12 protein-coding genes and 1 tRNA gene are annotated in these 16886 nt (G+C 49.5%); 7 read left to right on the forward strand and 6 right to left on the reverse strand.

Features of this window, described 5'->3' with window-relative positions; all coding sequences use genetic code 11:
* Window positions 1-47: 47 nt before the first annotated feature.
* The 6 genes from LLG96_08190 (at window position 48) to LLG96_08215 (ending at window position 8282) form a co-directional block, all read left to right on the forward strand.
* A complete protein-coding gene (locus tag LLG96_08190) occupies window positions 48-623 on the forward strand; it encodes a hypothetical protein (protein MCE5250186.1) in 576 nt (191 codons plus the stop codon).
* Between the two features lie 168 nt (window positions 624-791).
* Window positions 792-2270 carry a DUF362 domain-containing protein gene (locus tag LLG96_08195; protein MCE5250187.1) on the forward strand — a complete coding sequence of 493 codons (1479 nt, stop codon included), beginning with the start codon at window positions 792-794 and terminating at the stop codon, window positions 2268-2270.
* A gap of 87 nt (window positions 2271-2357) precedes the next feature.
* The gene (locus tag LLG96_08200; GenBank protein MCE5250188.1) at window positions 2358-3794 is read left to right on the forward strand and encodes a DUF362 domain-containing protein; all 1437 of its coding nucleotides are present in this window, start codon (window positions 2358-2360) and stop codon (window positions 3792-3794) included.
* A gap of 73 nt (window positions 3795-3867) precedes the next feature.
* Window positions 3868-4440: a RidA family protein gene (locus LLG96_08205; GenBank protein MCE5250189.1), complete on the forward strand. Its 573-nt coding sequence runs from the start codon at window positions 3868-3870 to the stop codon at window positions 4438-4440.
* A 79-nt stretch (window positions 4441-4519) separates the two neighbouring features.
* A complete protein-coding gene (locus tag LLG96_08210) occupies window positions 4520-5254 on the forward strand; it encodes a carbohydrate-binding family 9-like protein (protein ID MCE5250190.1) in 735 nt (244 codons plus the stop codon).
* A 49-nt stretch (window positions 5255-5303) separates the two neighbouring features.
* Entirely contained in the window at window positions 5304-8282 is a 2979-nt protein-coding gene (locus LLG96_08215) for a hypothetical protein (GenBank protein MCE5250191.1), read from the forward strand.
* Between the two features lie 181 nt (window positions 8283-8463).
* Here the strand turns inward: LLG96_08215 and LLG96_08220 are convergent, their stop codons facing one another.
* The 4 genes from LLG96_08220 to LLG96_08235 form a co-directional block, all read right to left on the reverse strand.
* Window positions 8464-11538, reverse strand: a complete 3075-nt coding sequence (locus tag LLG96_08220) for an efflux RND transporter permease subunit (GenBank protein ID MCE5250192.1) — start codon at window positions 11536-11538, stop codon at window positions 8464-8466.
* Window positions 11535-12647: an efflux RND transporter periplasmic adaptor subunit gene (locus LLG96_08225; protein ID MCE5250193.1), complete on the reverse strand. Its 1113-nt coding sequence runs from the start codon at window positions 12645-12647 to the stop codon at window positions 11535-11537. Before LLG96_08225 ends, LLG96_08220 begins: the two co-directional genes overlap by 4 nt.
* 44 nt (window positions 12648-12691) lie before the next feature.
* Window positions 12692-14263 carry a TolC family protein gene (locus LLG96_08230; protein MCE5250194.1) on the reverse strand — a complete coding sequence of 524 codons (1572 nt, stop codon included), beginning with the start codon at window positions 14261-14263 and terminating at the stop codon, window positions 12692-12694.
* Window positions 14264-15352: 1089 nt separating this feature from the next.
* Window positions 15353-15505, reverse strand: a complete 153-nt coding sequence (locus LLG96_08235) for a hypothetical protein (GenBank protein MCE5250195.1) — start codon at window positions 15503-15505, stop codon at window positions 15353-15355.
* A gap of 169 nt (window positions 15506-15674) precedes the next feature.
* Here LLG96_08235 and LLG96_08240 point away from each other — a divergent pair, with 169 nt between their 5' ends.
* A complete protein-coding gene (locus LLG96_08240) occupies window positions 15675-16247 on the forward strand; it encodes a YdeI/OmpD-associated family protein (GenBank protein MCE5250196.1) in 573 nt (190 codons plus the stop codon).
* Between the two features lie 319 nt (window positions 16248-16566).
* Here LLG96_08240 and LLG96_08245 read toward each other — a convergent pair.
* Window positions 16567-16643 (reverse strand) — tRNA-Arg (locus tag LLG96_08245).
* Between the two features lie 42 nt (window positions 16644-16685).
* Window positions 16686-16886: hypothetical protein (locus LLG96_08250; GenBank protein ID MCE5250197.1), on the reverse strand; the 201-nt coding region annotated here is incomplete at its 5' end.

Consider the following 16886-nt stretch of genomic DNA (forward strand, 5'->3'; position numbering starts at 1 on the left):
AGTTTTATTCGGATAAAGATTGTATATATGCTTCCGGATGGTTTAAGATGGGAGATCGAATACCGCTTGCCTCGAAAAGTGACCACCGTAAAATTTTAGTGCCGGTCAGAAAGACTGATGGGCAGTTTACCACCGAAACGGCATGGCTTGCCGAAGATGCCGATATCAGCATCGGATATCTCCCCTATACGCGGCGAAATATTGTGATAACCGCAATGAAGCTTCTCGACACTCCCTATGACTGGTCCGGTGCCTGTTTCGGCAGTCAGCACCATGGAATTCATAGAGGTATTTTTGCCTGTTTCGGGTTCGACCTCCCCCTGGATAATTCTCTTTTCCCTGCTTTCGGGAACAACAGGGATGTTGTATTTCCCGAGTGGGATAAAGAAAAACAGTACACGGCTATACTGAAACATGAGCCGTTTGTCACTGTCATGAGCTGCGGGGTTCAATGCCAGCTCCTGCTGGGTGAATACAACGGTGTACCCATATCATTTGATGCTCATGGTTATGGTTGGGAGGAAAACGGAATATACTATGATGTTAAGCGGTGCTCAATCGGTGATATGAGAATGCCAGTATATTTTCTTAAGAATAAGATTACATTTCTGGAATTAAAATAAACGCTTCTTCAGAAGCGTTGTGATAAACACCATTTACGTAGATATAAACTGTTAAGGGTCGGTACAAAGTGCTGATTTACATGCCCTTGACAACAACAAAACAACACATTGCCTCATGGGGCTCGTGAAAAATATTCTTTTTCACAGCCCCCTTAGAAGGAGAGTATCATGAAACGACGTGAATTTTTAGTGACTGCAGCGTCTACCGCAGCAGCATTATATGGATTTGAAAAAGATGCTGTAGGGAAACCCGTAATGGACTATGAGCCCGATGGGAAACTCGAAAGCACCGGCTTGAGAATCAGGGACGTAGTTGAAATCCTCAAAAAAGGCGAAAAGAATAATACAACCCCGGTTATTCGTGAAGAGATTCTTGAAAATCCCAATGCAGTTTTCATTGTCTATGCAGGTATCAACAATGAAAAAGACGATAATGGGAAATGGAAACATTGCAACGATCAGTTCGAACATCTCGGAAATCGTGTCGGGGAGCTGGTGTTCAGAAAGGGAACCGTCAAAGGCGGTAGAACAATCTTACACACTAACCTTGTAGGGGGAATCAGAGGGGCCAATCCCACTTTTATTAATGGGAATATTGTTCACCCCTATTTCACTGTCGGAATGGCTGATATACTCCATGGCCTCGGCAACACAAACACTGCCACAACCACCCGTGGCGCCCTTTACCACCCGCAGATTGTGGAGTCCGGTCTCGAAGACTTGTTGAATGCCCATAATCTTCCCTTGATCGAGGCACATGTTGCGCACTTCGAGGATTATGACAAGTCCGAACTGATGTGGCATAAAAACCCCGAAGGTGTCATTGCCCGGCGTTTCCCTACGTATAAACCCCTTTTTCAGAAGGGAACGACATTAATTAACATTGCCCATGCCCATACGCACCCGGTCGGTCTTACCACACTCACAATCAAAAACCACATGGGAATGATGCCGAGGGGTTACGGACATATATGCGATGCATGGGTCAGCCTCGATTTAACCCGTAAGACTTTCATGGATGATTTTAACCGCGATTACAGAATTCCTGTTGAAAAATCATATGTAAAGCATGCTGAAATGGGATATAAGTATTGGGATCAGGGAGATTTTTACAAGTCTTACAAATCCCAGGGTGGTTATGATGCTTTTATGAAAGTGTACAAAGTTTACGAAAAGAGCGAGGGCGATGAGAGGAAGAAAGCTTTTGAGCAGCTTCATACTATCGCCAGTCCCCTGACGTTCTGGATCGAACAGTGGGCTCAGCGGATATGCGATTGCCGCCAGGTTCTGCCGGAACCGGATTTAAATATGGTAGAAGGAGTATTCCCGGCGGAATACGGAGGAGGAGAAGCCAGTATTATCCATAGTGATTTTATAACCATAGGCCGGTCTGTGGTGGCAGTGGATGCGATTACCTCCTACATCATGGGCCATGATCCCCGGGAACTTCCTTACCTGAGAATCGCTAAAGAGAGGGGTTTGGGCGAAAATGATATCGAAAAAATCCCCATTTATATCCTGAGTGAAAAAGGTCTGGAAAAAGTTTCCGATTACCGGACATTAAAGCGTACTCCCATTGGTATTTACGCCCTTGACCACGGCCGTGACAGTAAAAGAATAAGAGCACTCGGACCTTGTTTCTATTGATAATAATAGGTGTAAATAAACAATCAGTTTTTGTCCGCATGAACATATCAATCGAAGCAGATGTATTAAAAGAAAAGAAGTGTGATTATGGTAAAACGTCGCGATTTCATAAAAACGGGCATGGCTGCGCTCCCGGGGCTGGCGGTATTAGCCGGAAGTGTTCATGCTGCCCCCAAAAGCATCGAAAGCCCGGGAGGGAGGGCTGATCCCGGAATAAACCTCGTGAAGGACGGTATATCCTACGCCGAAAAACACAAAAAAGGTAACATACCTCCCGTTCTAAGGGAGGAAATTCTGGACAATCCCCGTGCGGTGTTCCTTATCCGCACGAATATCGATTTACAGCGTGAACAGGACGGAAAGTTTCCTGCGGCAAAGGAAAAATTCCAGCTCGCCGGTTATGATACGGCGCTCAGGATGTTCCGTAAAGGTACGATAAAAGGCGGAACCACCTATATAAAACCCAATTTTGTCGGCGGTTTCAACGACGATGAACGGAGCCTGAACTGCGGGCATTCGACGCATCCGTCGTTTGTCGTCGGATTCTGTGACGGTTTGAAGGGATTGGGAAATACCAATATCATAGTCGGCTCGAACGGCGCGGCGAGCCACGAACAATTCGTGCAGTCCGGTATCAGTGAAATGATGCGCGACCACGGAGTTTGTTTCACCGAAGGCGGCCGTGCTCTTTATAAATGGGGAGATTACAAAAAATCGGATATTACCTGGATAGACTACCCGGAAGGGGTCGTGATGAAGAAAATTCCTTTTTTCAAGCTTGTCCAGGAAAAAGATACGACCCTTATCGACATGGCAAAAACACGCAATAATCTTGTATGTTTTACCACTCTCACGATTAAAAACTTTCAGGGTACCATGCCCGTAGGTTATATGCATATCTGCAATCCGTGGCATCCTGGAGCCGGCCATGGTAATAATAACACATGGTCGATAAAGAATGCAATGAGCCTTCAGCCGTCAGTACAGGTATTCAATCCGGATTATCAAAAGGAAATCGAGCGTCTATACGTCAAACATGCCCAGATGGGTTACAAGTACTGGGATATCGGCGGGCAGGCTAAAGCGTACTTTGACGCCGGCGGATGGGAAGCATACAAGAATAACACGTTCAAACCCGATATGACATTGTTCTGGGAGGAGCAGTGGAGCCAGAGAATTCTGGATGTTGTTTCGAATGTCAAGCCGTACGTTGTAATGGTCGAAGGTATAACGGGCGCTGATGGCGCCGGGGCGCTTCACCTGAATAATTTCATTACCATTTCGTGCTCCATGGTTGAGTGCGATGCTGTAACCGCATGGCTCATGGGACAAGACCCTCGAGAGCTGCCCTATCTGAGGAACGCCAATGAGCGGGGACTTGGAAACAACAATATTGAAACCATTACCATTTATGAAATCACGAAAGATGGCATAGAACGGATAAACGATTACCGGACGCTGCCTCGTGGTCATATGGGAGCCGATATCTATGGTCTTACCAGAAAAGATCTGCGGTTCTTTTAACACGTATGCCCGGGACGTCCGTTGTAAATGAGGGACTAATTATCGATTGATTCACTATTGCGGGAGAAACGACATGATACGGAATACGGGTATTATATTTACCGGTGTTTTTTCGTTTTTTATCCTGATGGCGGGGTGCGGGAGCAATGATCAGCATATCAGGGCACTTGCACGTGAAGAAGCCCAAAAGATGTTTGATGAATACAAACAATCGTATAAACCCGAAAAATTCGAATTCGGCGTATTCTGGGAAAAGGATTATTCATTTTCACAGGCTACGAGAGTGGGTAATATGATCTTTCTGGCGGGACAGCTTCCGCACGATACTGAAGTCGACAAGGACGGAGTACCGCTGAGAGACTTCCAGACCGGCCGGAGTTTCGAGGTCCAGCTGCGTCAAACGCTCGAGAATATGAAAAAAGTACTCGCCAGTCATGGGGCTACCATGGATGATGTCGTTTTTTTACAGCATTTTGTCGATACGCAAGCGGGTAATAATAAAGCCGGGGATTATTTGCCTGTTTTATCTAAACTTATAAAAGAATATTTTCCAAAGGGGCTGCAGGGTATGACCTGTGTCGAGGTTGACAACCTCTATGGAGAAGAACAATTGATCGAGTCAAATGCGATAGCGGTTGTCCGTTGATTGTCAGACATGGAATAAAGATAGAACGCAACGGACACAAGCAACCCTGAACCATGCATCCTTTACCGAGGTCGAGGAAATGAAAAAGTACTGTTTGGCAGCCATACTCTGGTGTTTTTTTCTGCCGGGACTGTTACAGGCGGAGTTACCCGAATATACCGTCATGCGATCTACCGAAAAAATCGTCATCGACGGGATTCTCGATGAACAGGACTGGGCTGCGGCGCCCCCGGTCGGAGAATTCTCATTTCCCTGGTGGACTGAAGGGGAAAAGGAACAGACCGAAGTAAAGATGCTCTGGGATGATGTGTTTTTGTATGTCGCTTTCCGCTGTGATGACAAGCATATATACGCGGACCATTATGACACGAACGCGAAAACCTATATGGACGACTGTGTGGAGATATTCTGGAATCCTGATCCCGAAGGGACGAAGAAGTACAACATGTTTGAGATGAACTGCCTTGGGAATCTCCTCAGCGTCTATACCGGTTCGGGGAAAAGTATCTACGTACGAGACAGCAGGATCATGGTCCCTCATATCGCGCAAAGTATTCAGGGAACGGTGAATAACGATGCAGACGCCGATACCACATGGGTGCTTGAAATCGCGATCAGATTTTCCGATTATCCCGAGCTCTCAAAAAAACCCGCTCCCGCTGCGGGTGATATGTGGCGGGTGGGATTGAACCGGTGCGGCGGAAAAACGAACGAACAGTACAGCCAGTGGAGCCCGGAAGTCGGAGAAAAACCGAGCTTCCATAAGCCTGATTACTTTGGGAAAATTTTCTTTGGCAGCAAACCGGTACGGTAAATCGTTGTAATTCATGTATACAGTTTTTCCAAAACGTCTGGAGCTACGGATGAAATACTCATTATTTATTCCCCTGATGCTGATACTGTTGTTGATATCTGTATCCGCCGTTCATGCCGATCGTATGACCAGAGACTTATCAGTTCAGGACTGGGGGCTTTACAGAGATTATAACGCCCGGTGGATAGATGATGAGATTTACCCGCCTCCCGCTGATATAACAAAACTTCAGGTCAATCCCCCCACCTGCGGATGGGAAGGCCTGAAAAGTTCCTTTGAAAGAACCGTGCATCTTCCTGCAACGGTAGAACAGTATTTCTGGGGTGATAATGGCGCGATAGACGGTATTGCCGGAGACTGGCGCGGCGTTTCCTGGTGGGTGACGTATATAGATGGCAGTGCCGCACTTTCCGGGAAAAAGGTCTTTCTCCAATTCGAGTCCGTTCACTTACGTGCCGAGGTTTTTGTCAATCGTACCCTTGTCGGTTACGATGTTGTCGGGCATACTCCTTTCGAGGTCGATATAACCGATGCGATAAAAACCGGCATAAACAACGAGATCGCCGTGCGTGTCACCGACCCTGGCGGGAGTTTCGACTATAATGACCTCAATGGCACGCGGTGGGGCAGCAACATCATTCCGACCAGTCATGGTATTGGCGGCATACAGGGGAGAGTTTCCCTCGTGGCGGTCGATCCGGTTTCCATCAGTGATATTTATGTGAAGAATAAGCCATCTCCAAAGGACGTCGACGTTATCATCCGCATGAGAAACATTACGGGAATCTCCCAATCAGGAAACTTCACGGTAACCGTATACCCGTGGAAACATCCCGAAACGGTGATCTGGGAAAAGAAATTCAGACAGAATCTCGAACCCAAAGAGTCCGAGCATGTTTTTTCGGTCAAAGCGCCCAGGGCGGAGCTTTGGGACATCGATCATCCGAATTTATATACCGTCGAAGTGTCGTTTACATCACCCGACGGGAAAATTCACGATACGCTGACACAACGGTTCGGGTTCCGATGGTTCACCATCGGCGAAAAGGACGGCGATCAACGGTTTTATCTCAACGGGCGACGAATTGTCCAGATAAACGCGTATTCATGGAGTTTCTGGCCGGTCAACGGCATTTATCCAACGAGGGAAATGGCCGAAAAGGAAATGAATATCGCGAAAAAACTCGGATACAACATGATGAGCGTTCATACGGCCATCCCCTACCCGCTCGACCTTGATGCCGCCGATGAGGCCGGACTTCTGTTTTATTCGGAGCCCGGGGGATACTATCGGCGAAACAATGAAGAAAAAACCGCGCTGCGGAGCACATTGGGACGCGAAAAGTTCCTCAGAATGGTACAGCGTGACCGGTCCCATCCCTCGCTTGTCATCTACAACATGGGCTGGAACTACTATGATAAACCCGAAGAAAGCGACATAAAGGATATGATTACGGCCCATACGATGGATCCCACCCGCATTATCACATTCCGTCAGGGAATACCGCGGGGCATTCCAAAGGTGGACGCCAGAAAACTGTTCATGAAACCTGATGATTTCACCCAATACCATACGGGATTTTTCGAGGAATGTCTATCCGTTAACTCACAGGGCTATGAGGATTCATATTACAAGAATCCCAGTGAATATTATCTGCATTCGGATACCAGGGACGAGATCGTCTACTGGGGCGAAGACGGAAATCTCGGTTCACCGCCGAGACTGCAACTCATCAGGGACTATTACAATCAGCGAAAAGAACCGCTCGGGTGGCAGGGACTATCCAATCTGGAATGGTTCAAGGCTTATGATGAATTTCTCACCTCAAGCGGCTTCCGGGCTTTTTTCCCGTGTGTCGATTCGCTCACGGTGAGCCTCGGCAATGTCAGATACTATCACCACGGCAGAATTCTTGAAAACATACGCATCGGCAATGTTGCGGACAACTACACGATTATCGGATGGGGCTCGTCCCAACAATACAATCACAATGGTATGGTCGATGTCTTCCGTAACCCGGTCGGTAATCCGGAGATATTCTCACGCTATTGCCGTCCGCTTTATATCGCGGTAAAGCTCAGGGAGAAAGTTGTCCCCGTAAAGTCTAAAGTAATTGCCGATTTTTTCATCGTCAATGAACTCGACCTGAAGGGTCCCCATAATCTCGCCATCACCGTTGAACAGAACGGCCGCACCGTGGGCTTTGAACAAAAAGTGCGGGTTAAAATAAACGGCGGTGAGGAGTACGGTCAGCTCCTCGCTGAAAATGTTGAAATCACTCTTGATGGCGCGCCTGGCTATTATACAGTAAAAGCACAACTTACCGATAACAAAGGCGCTGTCAGGGCCGAGGGAAGCGACGATGTGTTTACCGCAGGGCTCTCACGTGAAATTTCGTCCTCAGGCGGTGCCGTGGTGGATTCGACCGGTATCATCAATGATTTTCTGAAACGGACGTGGAATGTGACGCTTCAGCAATTCAATCCGAAAGCATCCGACCCGTCCTATATAATAATAGGCAAAGGAAAGTACCAGATTAATGATATCATGGACCGGGTGGCGAACGGTGCCACGGCGATTGTGATCGAAGATGCCGACAAATTCGCTGAACTCGTCTCGGAAGGTTTTTATGAGGCCGTCGAGTACCGTGGCAGATTCCCGATGAAAAATCCATCCGTCGGGGGAAATTTCGTTGCCGGTAAACACGAGCTTCTCGAAGGACTCCCCCAGGTGCAGGCATTCAACTGGGAGTACCAGGTTTTTTACCGGTATGATCAGGATATTTTTGCTTTACGACTTTTTGAAACAAAACCTATTGTTGCCGCCGTTTACGGTCATAAAAAAGAAATCGGAACCGCGGTATGTATCGTACCGTTCGGCCGCGGACGAATTATTCTTTCAACACTCTGTATCGTGCCCTATTTAAAGGCCGAAATTCCCCAGGCTGTTGTGGCACAACGACTGCTCAACAATTACATCGAGTATGCCTCAAAAGTGCACAAATCACCGGCACACGATGTACCGTGAGTTTTTCGCTGAGCACTGCTGCACAGCTTTCACCATCATAGAATATATATTCTATGCGCCGCAGCGAGTTACAGGCATCACACATCATTATCGACATCCGCGTTGCCTGTATCAGCCGCTATCTTTTTTACATCGATTCGTTCAGGAGCTTATCAGAATCACTCCGGTCATGTATTCGGCCTCATCCATGCTTATGGAAAAAACGCTTGATCCATCCCTGAAACCGTTCCATATAGAGATAGAAAACCGGCGTCACGAACAACGTCAGGAACTGTGAGAATAAAAGCCCTCCCACGACGGCGAGCCCGAGAGGCCGTCTTGACGCCGCGCCTGCTCCGAATCCGACTGCAATGGGCAGTGTGCCGACGAGTGCCGACATGGTGGTCATCATGATCGGGCGAAACCGGATCATGCACGCCTCGTAGATCGCATCGTGTGATGACTTCCCTTCGTCTCGCTGGGCAGCCATCGCGAAGTCGATCATCATGATCCCGTTCTTCTTGACAAGCCCGACAAGCATGATGATTCCGACAAACGCATAGATGCTCAATTCGACGTTGAAGATGAGCAGGGTGATCAGCGCCCCGAAGCCCGCAAAGGGGAGTGCAGTGAGAATCGTGACCGGATGGATGAAGCTTTCATACAGAATACCGAGCACGAGATAGATCACGAGAACGGCCATGATGAGGAGTAAACCGAGACCTCGGAACGAGGACTGGAATGCCTGTGCGGTCCCCTGAAAGCTCGTGGTGATATCGGCCGGGAGTATTTTACGTCCGAGACTCTGTACCTGGTTCACTGCGGTCCCGAGCGATGTTCCCGGCGCCAGGTTGAACGAGATGGTTACTGCGGGTAACTGCCCGAGGTGGTTCACCGAGGCGGGCCCGATGTTCTTCTCTAACTGAGCGACGGCGTTTAACGGCACGAGCTGGCCGTTATTCGAATGAACATAAAGCAAAGAGAGGTTCTCGGGATCGATCTGATATTGGGGAAGAAGCTCGAGAATCACATAATACAGGTTGTTCGGGGCGTACATTGTCGAGATATATCCCGAAGAGAATGAATTGGAGAGAGCGGATTCGATCTGATTGGCAGAAACACCCAGCAATGACGCCTTATCGCGGTCAATCACGACATTGATCTGAGGATTACGTATAAGAAGGTCGCTCACCACATCCACGATACCGCTGATATCCCTCATCCGCTCTGTCATCTCCTGCGCCACCTGGAAGAGCTTGGCGGTATCCGTCCCCTGCAGCGTATACTGGTACTGGCTTTGCGATGAGGTTGTCCCGAAGGAAATCGGCGGCGGGTTCTGCATGAATACCCGCAGCCCGGGAATCATCGCAAACTTGGGACGCAATCTCTGGATAATCTGATCGGGAGTGGCTTTGCGTTCCGACTTCGGGACAAGTCTTATAAAGAGAAATCCCTGGTTCGACGCGGTGAAACCTCCCACATTCGACATGAACGCCTCAACATCCGGATCGTCCTCGAGTATCTTCATCGCGGCGAGCTGGTGCTGCTTCATTTCCTCGAATGAGATTCCCTCTACCGCCTGCGTGGTACCGTTCAGGCGACCGGTGTCCTCGCTTGGGAAAAAGCCTTTCGGAATTTTTACAAAAAGAAATCCCATCAGAACGAGAATCACCAGCGAGTATCCGAGAGTGAAAACCATGTGGTCGAGCGACCACCTGAGCCCGCGGCCGTAAACATCACGCAACCAGTCGAAAGCCCGCTCGGTCAGGTTGAAGAGCCACCCGTGGCTCTCCTTCCCGTGAGGGCGCAGAAACCGGCTTGCAAGCATCGGCGTAAGGCTCAACGAAACGAAACCCGAAATAAGAATGGCTGTGGCGATAGTAACCGAAAATTCGCGAAACAGTCTCCCGATGATGCCGCCCATGAACAGAACCGGAATGAATACGGCAACAAGCGCAACAGTCATCGAGATAATGGTGAAGCTGATCTCCTTCGATCCGTTCAGGGCCGCCACAAGAGGAGACTCTCCGAGCTCCATGTGCCGCACGATGTTCTCGAGCATTACGATGGCGTCGTCCACGACAAATCCGATCGACAGGGTAAGCGCCATGAGCGACAGATTGTCGAGTGAGTATCCCAACTGCCACATGACAGCGAACGTGCCGATCAGCGACATCGGAAGGGCGAGGGACGGTATCACGGTCGCCGAGGGATTCCGAAGGAAAAGAAATATAACGAGAATAACGAGAATGAGCGCTATGATCAGCGTTACTTTTACATCGTGAACCGATTCCTGTATCGACTCCGACCGGTCGAAGAGTATTTGCAGGTCAACAGATGCGGGAAGTGTTTTACGGAAGCCCGGAAGGAGAGCTTTCACGTCATTGGCAACAGCCACCGTATTCGTGCCGGGTTGCCGCTGGACAGCAAGAATCATCCCGCGGTTCTTCACAAACCAGGCAGCCGTTTTGTTGTCCTGCACGCTGTCGATGACATTGCCCAGTTCGTCGAGACGCACCGGATGACCGTCACGGTATACGACAATAATATTCTTATAGGAATCCGCATTGAGCAATTGCCCGTTCGCGAGAACGGTATAAGCCCTGGTTTTCCCGTCGAGGATACCGGTGGGCAGATTGACATTTGCGGAAACGATCGCGTTCTTCACATCATCGACGCCGATATTACGGCTCGCAAGCTCGCTGGGATCGAGCTGGACGCGAACCGCATATTTCTGCGAACCGTAGACCTGAACCTGGGCAACGCCCTGCACCATTGAAATTTCCTGGGCGAGCATCGTATCCCCGTATTCATTCAGTTTGTACAGCGGCAGAGTGGGCGAGGTGAGCGCGAGATAGAGTATCGGTTGCTCGGCAGGGTTTACTTTCCGGTAGGAGGGCGGTGTCGGCATTCCGGCAGGCAAATACCGCTGTGCGCCTGCAATCGCTGACTGAATGTCCTGCGCTGCGGCGTCGATGTCCCGATCCAGGTTGAACTGGACAGTAATCCGCGTGGAACCGGTTCTGCTTGCTGATGTCATCATGCTGATGCCCGCGATTGTCGAAAATTGCCGCTCGAGGGGCGTGGCAACCGCCGAGGCCATTGTTTCGGGTGTCGCCCCCGGCAGGGAAGCGCTCACCTGGATAGTGGGAAAGTCCACGGTCGGCAGGTCGTTCACGGGAAGATTCCGGTAAGCGGCGATTCCGACGAGCAGTATCCCGATCATGACAAGAGTCGTCATTATCGGGCGTTCGATGAATAATCTGGAGAAGTTCATTGATTCTGGCCCCCCTGCTCGTCCTCCGTGAGTGCGGACCTGATCATCACCCTCGATCCGGGCCTGAGCATCAGTTGCCCGTCGGTAACGACACGTTCACCGGGAGTGACCCCTTTCTCGACAACCACTTTACCGTCGTACACCGGCCCCTCGACAATCGGGCGCATCTGCACCGTATCACCGGGCGCGACAACATAGATAAAATTCTTATCCTGTGACGATTGTACCGCCACCAGAGGAATGACGGTCGCATTGAGATGGTTACCGAGGACGAGTCCCACCTGGACATACTGCCCCGGCCAGAGAGCCTTATCTTTGTTCGGGAATGTCCCCTTGAGCATGATCGTGCCGGTTGTCGGATTGACAGTATTATCGATGAACGTCAGCTTCCCTTCGAAAACCCTCGTTGTATCGGTCGGGATAACGGCCCACACGGATAGTGTTCCGGCGCTCGCACGGCGTCGCACCTCGGAAAGCTGTTGCTCAGGGATCGCAAATGTCACATAAACCGGCACAACCTGATTGAGCGTTACGAGAGGGCTCGAACTGTTCGCCGTAATGAGGTTACCCTCTTTCACATGGAGGTTGCCGGTACGCCCGGCGATCGGGGCGCGGATGCCGCAGTACTCGAGGTTCAGTTGAGCGTTCCGGACAAGGGCCGAATCGGCTTTGACTGTCGCCTTTGATTCGGCTGCCGTAGAGACTACCAGGTCGTACTCCTGTTTTGTCACATAGTCCTTCTGCACGAGGTCTTTGTAACGGACAATATCAGTCTCAGCTTTCGCGAGAGCAGCATGGTCGCGCTCGAGATTCGCCTGTGCCTGCAGCAGGGCCGCCTCGTAGGGACGCGGATCGATCTGGAAAAGGAGATCCCCCTCGTTGACTTCATCACCTTCTCTGAACCCCACCTTCATGAGCTGTCCGCTGACACGGGCGGTCACCGATACGGTATTGTAGGCTTCGACCGCACCGATCTCCCTCAGCTCTATCGGAACGTTCATAGAAACGGCTTCGGTCACCATCACTGGTACGGCTGTGGCAGCCGTGTTCACGGCCTCTTTCTTTCTGCACCCCCCCACCCATGAAATCACTGCAACGGTGACAACCATTAAGGCAGCTCTTACGAAAAGGGATACCCGATAATGAACATGCATTATTTTTTTTCCTTTCTATCGACCGTACCTGTGTCCGGCTTACCGGTGGAAGGCGAAGCCTCAAGCGTGCCCGTGTCGTGGGCGAGCTGCGTAACAGCGCTCCACCAGTTTGTGCGTGACCTTATTTGCTGCGCCCGTGCGCTTTCAAGCGCCACCTGTGCCGTAAGGAGATCGAGAATACTCCCTACACCGGCTTTGTAACGCCCGGCTGCCACCTCATGGTTCTGCTCCGCGCTCGCCAGCAGATCGTCGCTTGTACGAACCATCTGGTCGGCTGTTTCGAGGTCATAATAGCTTGTCCAGACCTGTAAGGTGACGATATCCTGTACGTTTTGCGCATTAGCGTACGCAGCATCCGCCTGGGCGCGCGCCGCCATGACATCGTAGTGGTGGGAGAAACCGGTGAAGAGCGGGACACTCAGGCCGATCCTCGCACCATAGATACCTTTGCCATTCGACAGATCGTCATAATAAAGCCGTCCGATGCTCCCGTTCGCAGAGATCGATGGATAGCCCCGCGCCAGCGCTGCCCGTACCTGCGCGTCAGCGCCGAGTGCCTGCGCCCGTGCCGCCGAGAGATCGGGACGTTCCTGCAATGCCGTTTCGAGATACTCCTCGACCGACTTTTTTGTCCGTTCGAGCGGCGGAGCGCCAACCGGGAGCTCGACATCAAAGGCCGTGTTCGCCGGAAGCCCCATGGCAGTAGCCAATATCCCGCGCGTTGTCATGATCTGCCCCTGAAGCGACTCGAGAGCGAGAACAGCCTGTGAAAGCGCCGTCCGCGCCTGGAGAACATCGGCGATTGTGGAAACCCCGGATGCATGACGGTCCTCGGCGGCATTCAGATTCGTTTGCGCTTCGTCGACGGCTGCCTTTTGAGCTGCCAGGAGTGCCTTGACCGCAAAATACTCATAATAAGACTGCTCGACCTGAAGAATGACGTTCTGGATCGCGGCGTTATGATTCCAGTCGGCGGCATATAGCGCTTCGCGCGTTACTTCAACCGAAGCCTTGCGTCCGCCGAAGTCGAAGAGAAGCCAGCTCAGTGAAGCATTTGCTTCATAGGTGGTCTGGCTTGAGGAACTGCCTTCCCCTGAAGACGCGTTCTTCTGCTTGTTACCGGAAGCCGTCGCGTCGATTTCCGGCAGGTACAGGCTGCGCTCGCTGCCGTGCATCGCTGCCGCTGCCCGGGCTCTGGCCCACGTCTGGCGGGTCTGCTTGCTGTTGAGAAGCGCGATGTCGACGATATCGGAAAGACCGAGATTTTTTATGTTGTCACGGAATTCAGGCGGAATGAGAGATGCATTTTTCTCCTTTTCTGCAATCTGTGTCCGAAGGGCCGCCTGTTTCTCGATCACCTGTCGGGGCGGACTCCACGGAGTTTCCGGATGGGGGGAAACCTCCTGAGAGTTTCCCGGCAGGAGTGCATTGGAAGCGCATCCCGCAATGAACGCCGCGCAGGCGATAAGGGACAGAATTACCATATGCGGCCAGAAGGCCGGATAACCGCGTTCATTGACTGCGGGTGTCTCATACGCACGGTTATAATATCTTTTTGACTCCTCATCCATTGTAACCTCTTAAGAAATATGGGATTGTATTTATCAGCAGCTTTGGTGGATTTTGATCTCTGCGAGTCACGGCACATTATCGATCTCGGTCAGCATATATCCCTTGTTCCCGTCACTCGAGTTTATCGTTCGGAGCCCTGTATCCTATTGTGTTGTGAAGGCTTGCTGTAATATAATAGTCGTCAAATACTTCGACAAGCGTTCTTGCATTATCAGTGGCAACTCCCCCATTTTTTTTGAACCATTTTTACATGTTACTTCCTTTGCGTGCCCAAAGGAAGTAACCAAGGAAAGGGCACCCCGTGAAAAGCCTTTTTCCCCGTTCACTGCCCGTTTTTCGGGAATGTGTGAATTCACGAGCCTCCGGCTCGTTCAGACAGCACCCATTCTTTTTCCCGAAAACCGGTTGTGACCGTGGGGCTTTTCAACGGGGATTATTCAATTCGCAGACTTTAATGGTCTATATTTCAATGTATTACAATACAATTCATCGTGGATCATTTGGGGGGGGCTAATTCTTGTATCATCAAGGTTAAAAAGTATCCTGAGCCTGATAAATTCACGTTTCGGACTCTTATACCATCGCTCGATCCTGCCATTGCTCTGTGGATATAAAGATGATGACTAAAAAGACTCATTTTGTGGAAAAAACACCAAATCACACCGGGGATAACTCCCCGGGCTATTACCGAAAAGTGCCTCAGGCACTCACCTGAACATATCGGTGGTTCAAGGAGTCCCGTCAGGGACTTCTCGACAATAGGCCGGCATTTCAATGCCGGGCATGAAGATATGTATTCTCAATGCCATTTCATGAATTATTGGAGTTAATTGGTGCGTCCGGGAGGACTCGAACCCCCAATCCTCTGATCTGTAGTCACTGATGGTCTTTATCGCGCAAATGCAATAAAGCCCATTAGTTATTTATATTGTTGCCATTTGACAATGGCAAAATTTTGGTACATTTACCCCATTTTTCTTGATTTTGGAATGGTTTTTTTAGCATTTCTTCAGCCGAAGGGCATCTGAATAACGTAAAGACCGTTAACGAGCGGGATTTGGCCGAAGGCTGAGGCCGCGTGCTACTGCCTAACGCCATCGACCGAAAATATCCCAACGTCCCGAAGGAATGGCGATGGCAACGGGTCTTCCCGCAGGAGAATCGGTTGAAGAACTCGAAGACCGGCGATGAGGGGCGGCAACATGGGGATAGTCTTTAAGGAAGAAAGTGATACGTGTCATGCGGAAACCATATAATACACTTTTTAAAGCGGAATTTTTGTAATATATTGGTGATCATGTGCTTAGAATTGCATTATTTCGGTGTCGTATACCGACAGGTCGAGTCGTGTTGAGTATACCATAATAAACAGTGTTGTTCAAAGAAATCTGCAGTCATTGGAAGATAATAATGGACGAACAGTTACTATTTCATACGAGAGCTGAATTCAGGAATTGGCTGCAACGAAATTATTCCCGGGATGAAAGTGTATGGCTGATCTTCGAAAAGGGTAAGAAATCTACAACCTTAACCCCGCAGGAGGCGCTTGAAGAGGCGTTGTGTTTTGGCTGGATTGATGGACAATTCAAGAAATACAGTGAAAGTGATGGTACAAAATATATAAAATTATTTTCACCACGCAGAAAAAATAGCAATTGGTCTGAAAGAAACAGAGGATTGGCTGAGGAATTAATTCAATCAGGATTAATGACGGAACATGGCTTAACAAAGATTGAAGAGGCACAACGGGAAGGAATGTGGTCCCCCAAAAAAGTGAAGTACACCTCAGAAAATCATATTAAAATGCTGGAAGCGGCATTGGAAGAGTATCCTGAAACTTATGAAAAGTTTAAGAATTATCCGCCATCGGGCAGGAAGACATTATCCGGCTACTTTGCCGACGCTAAAAAAGAAGAGACCAGAATGAGAAGATTGGCTCAAATTATTGAGGCAATAAAAAGTAATAAAAAAAGTGTAATGTAACCATAGAAGAATGCTGCTGACTTCATATGACCGGGAATATACGCGGGCGCTGTCACATCCTTGGCCTATACCGGACACTTGCATCCGGCTTGTATCCATCCAATGAATTGGCTGCGGAAGGATACGTTTTGTTGATCAGGAAACCTATCATTATTTTTATACACTTTATTGTACTATTTCCCAATTAAAAAAACACAACTTCGACTCAGTCTAAAAGTGCATAATAAAGATTTTTTGGGAAGAAAACACCGAACTGATTTTTTGTAACGGACGCATAAAAAAAACTCACGATACATATCGCAAGTCCGTATCAGTTCTATGGTGCGCCCAGGAGGACTTGAACCCCCAATCCTCTGATCCGTAGTCAGATGCCTTAATCCATTGGGCCATGAGCGCACTATTTACACGGTGATAATATATATATTTCGGGAAAAATTATCAAATGGTTTCTTTCCATTTTACGGGAATCACGAGCCCCAAAAAAGGCATAACCGTCATATATACCAGAAGTAATAACTCATTCCCCAAAAATGCATGCCATAAAACATCGAGATCGAGAGCCGTTTTTACCCGCTGCGCAACGATGGCATCCCACAGGCATTTCCAGGTAAAACCCGCGAGAAAAACAAAAAACAGCAC

This window comes from bacterium, from assembly GCA_021372535.1.
In the GTDB taxonomy this organism is placed as follows: Bacteria; Latescibacterota; Latescibacteria; order Latescibacterales; family Latescibacteraceae; genus JAFGMP01.

Excerpts from the sequence above, each read along its gene's own strand:
- LLG96_08240 (MCE5250196.1), top strand. The coding sequence starts at position 15,675 with ATGGACGAACAGTTACTATTTCATACGAGAGCTGAATTCAGGAATTGG.
- LLG96_08220 (MCE5250192.1), bottom strand. The coding sequence starts at position 11,538 with ATGAACTTCTCCAGATTATTCATCGAACGCCCGATAATGACGACTCTT.
- LLG96_08195 (MCE5250187.1), top strand. The coding sequence starts at position 792 with ATGAAACGACGTGAATTTTTAGTGACTGCAGCGTCTACCGCAGCAGCA.
- LLG96_08210 (MCE5250190.1), top strand. The coding sequence starts at position 4,520 with ATGAAAAAGTACTGTTTGGCAGCCATACTCTGGTGTTTTTTTCTGCCG.
- LLG96_08230 (MCE5250194.1), bottom strand. The coding sequence starts at position 14,263 with ATGGATGAGGAGTCAAAAAGATATTATAACCGTGCGTATGAGACACCC.
- LLG96_08205 (MCE5250189.1), top strand. The coding sequence starts at position 3,868 with ATGATACGGAATACGGGTATTATATTTACCGGTGTTTTTTCGTTTTTT.
- LLG96_08235 (MCE5250195.1), bottom strand. The coding sequence starts at position 15,505 with ATGACACGTATCACTTTCTTCCTTAAAGACTATCCCCATGTTGCCGCC.
- LLG96_08200 (MCE5250188.1), top strand. The coding sequence starts at position 2,358 with ATGGTAAAACGTCGCGATTTCATAAAAACGGGCATGGCTGCGCTCCCG.
- LLG96_08215 (MCE5250191.1), top strand. The coding sequence starts at position 5,304 with ATGAAATACTCATTATTTATTCCCCTGATGCTGATACTGTTGTTGATA.
- LLG96_08190 (MCE5250186.1), top strand. The coding sequence starts at position 48 with ATGGGAGATCGAATACCGCTTGCCTCGAAAAGTGACCACCGTAAAATT.
- LLG96_08225 (MCE5250193.1), bottom strand. The coding sequence starts at position 12,647 with ATGGTTGTCACCGTTGCAGTGATTTCATGGGTGGGGGGGTGCAGAAAG.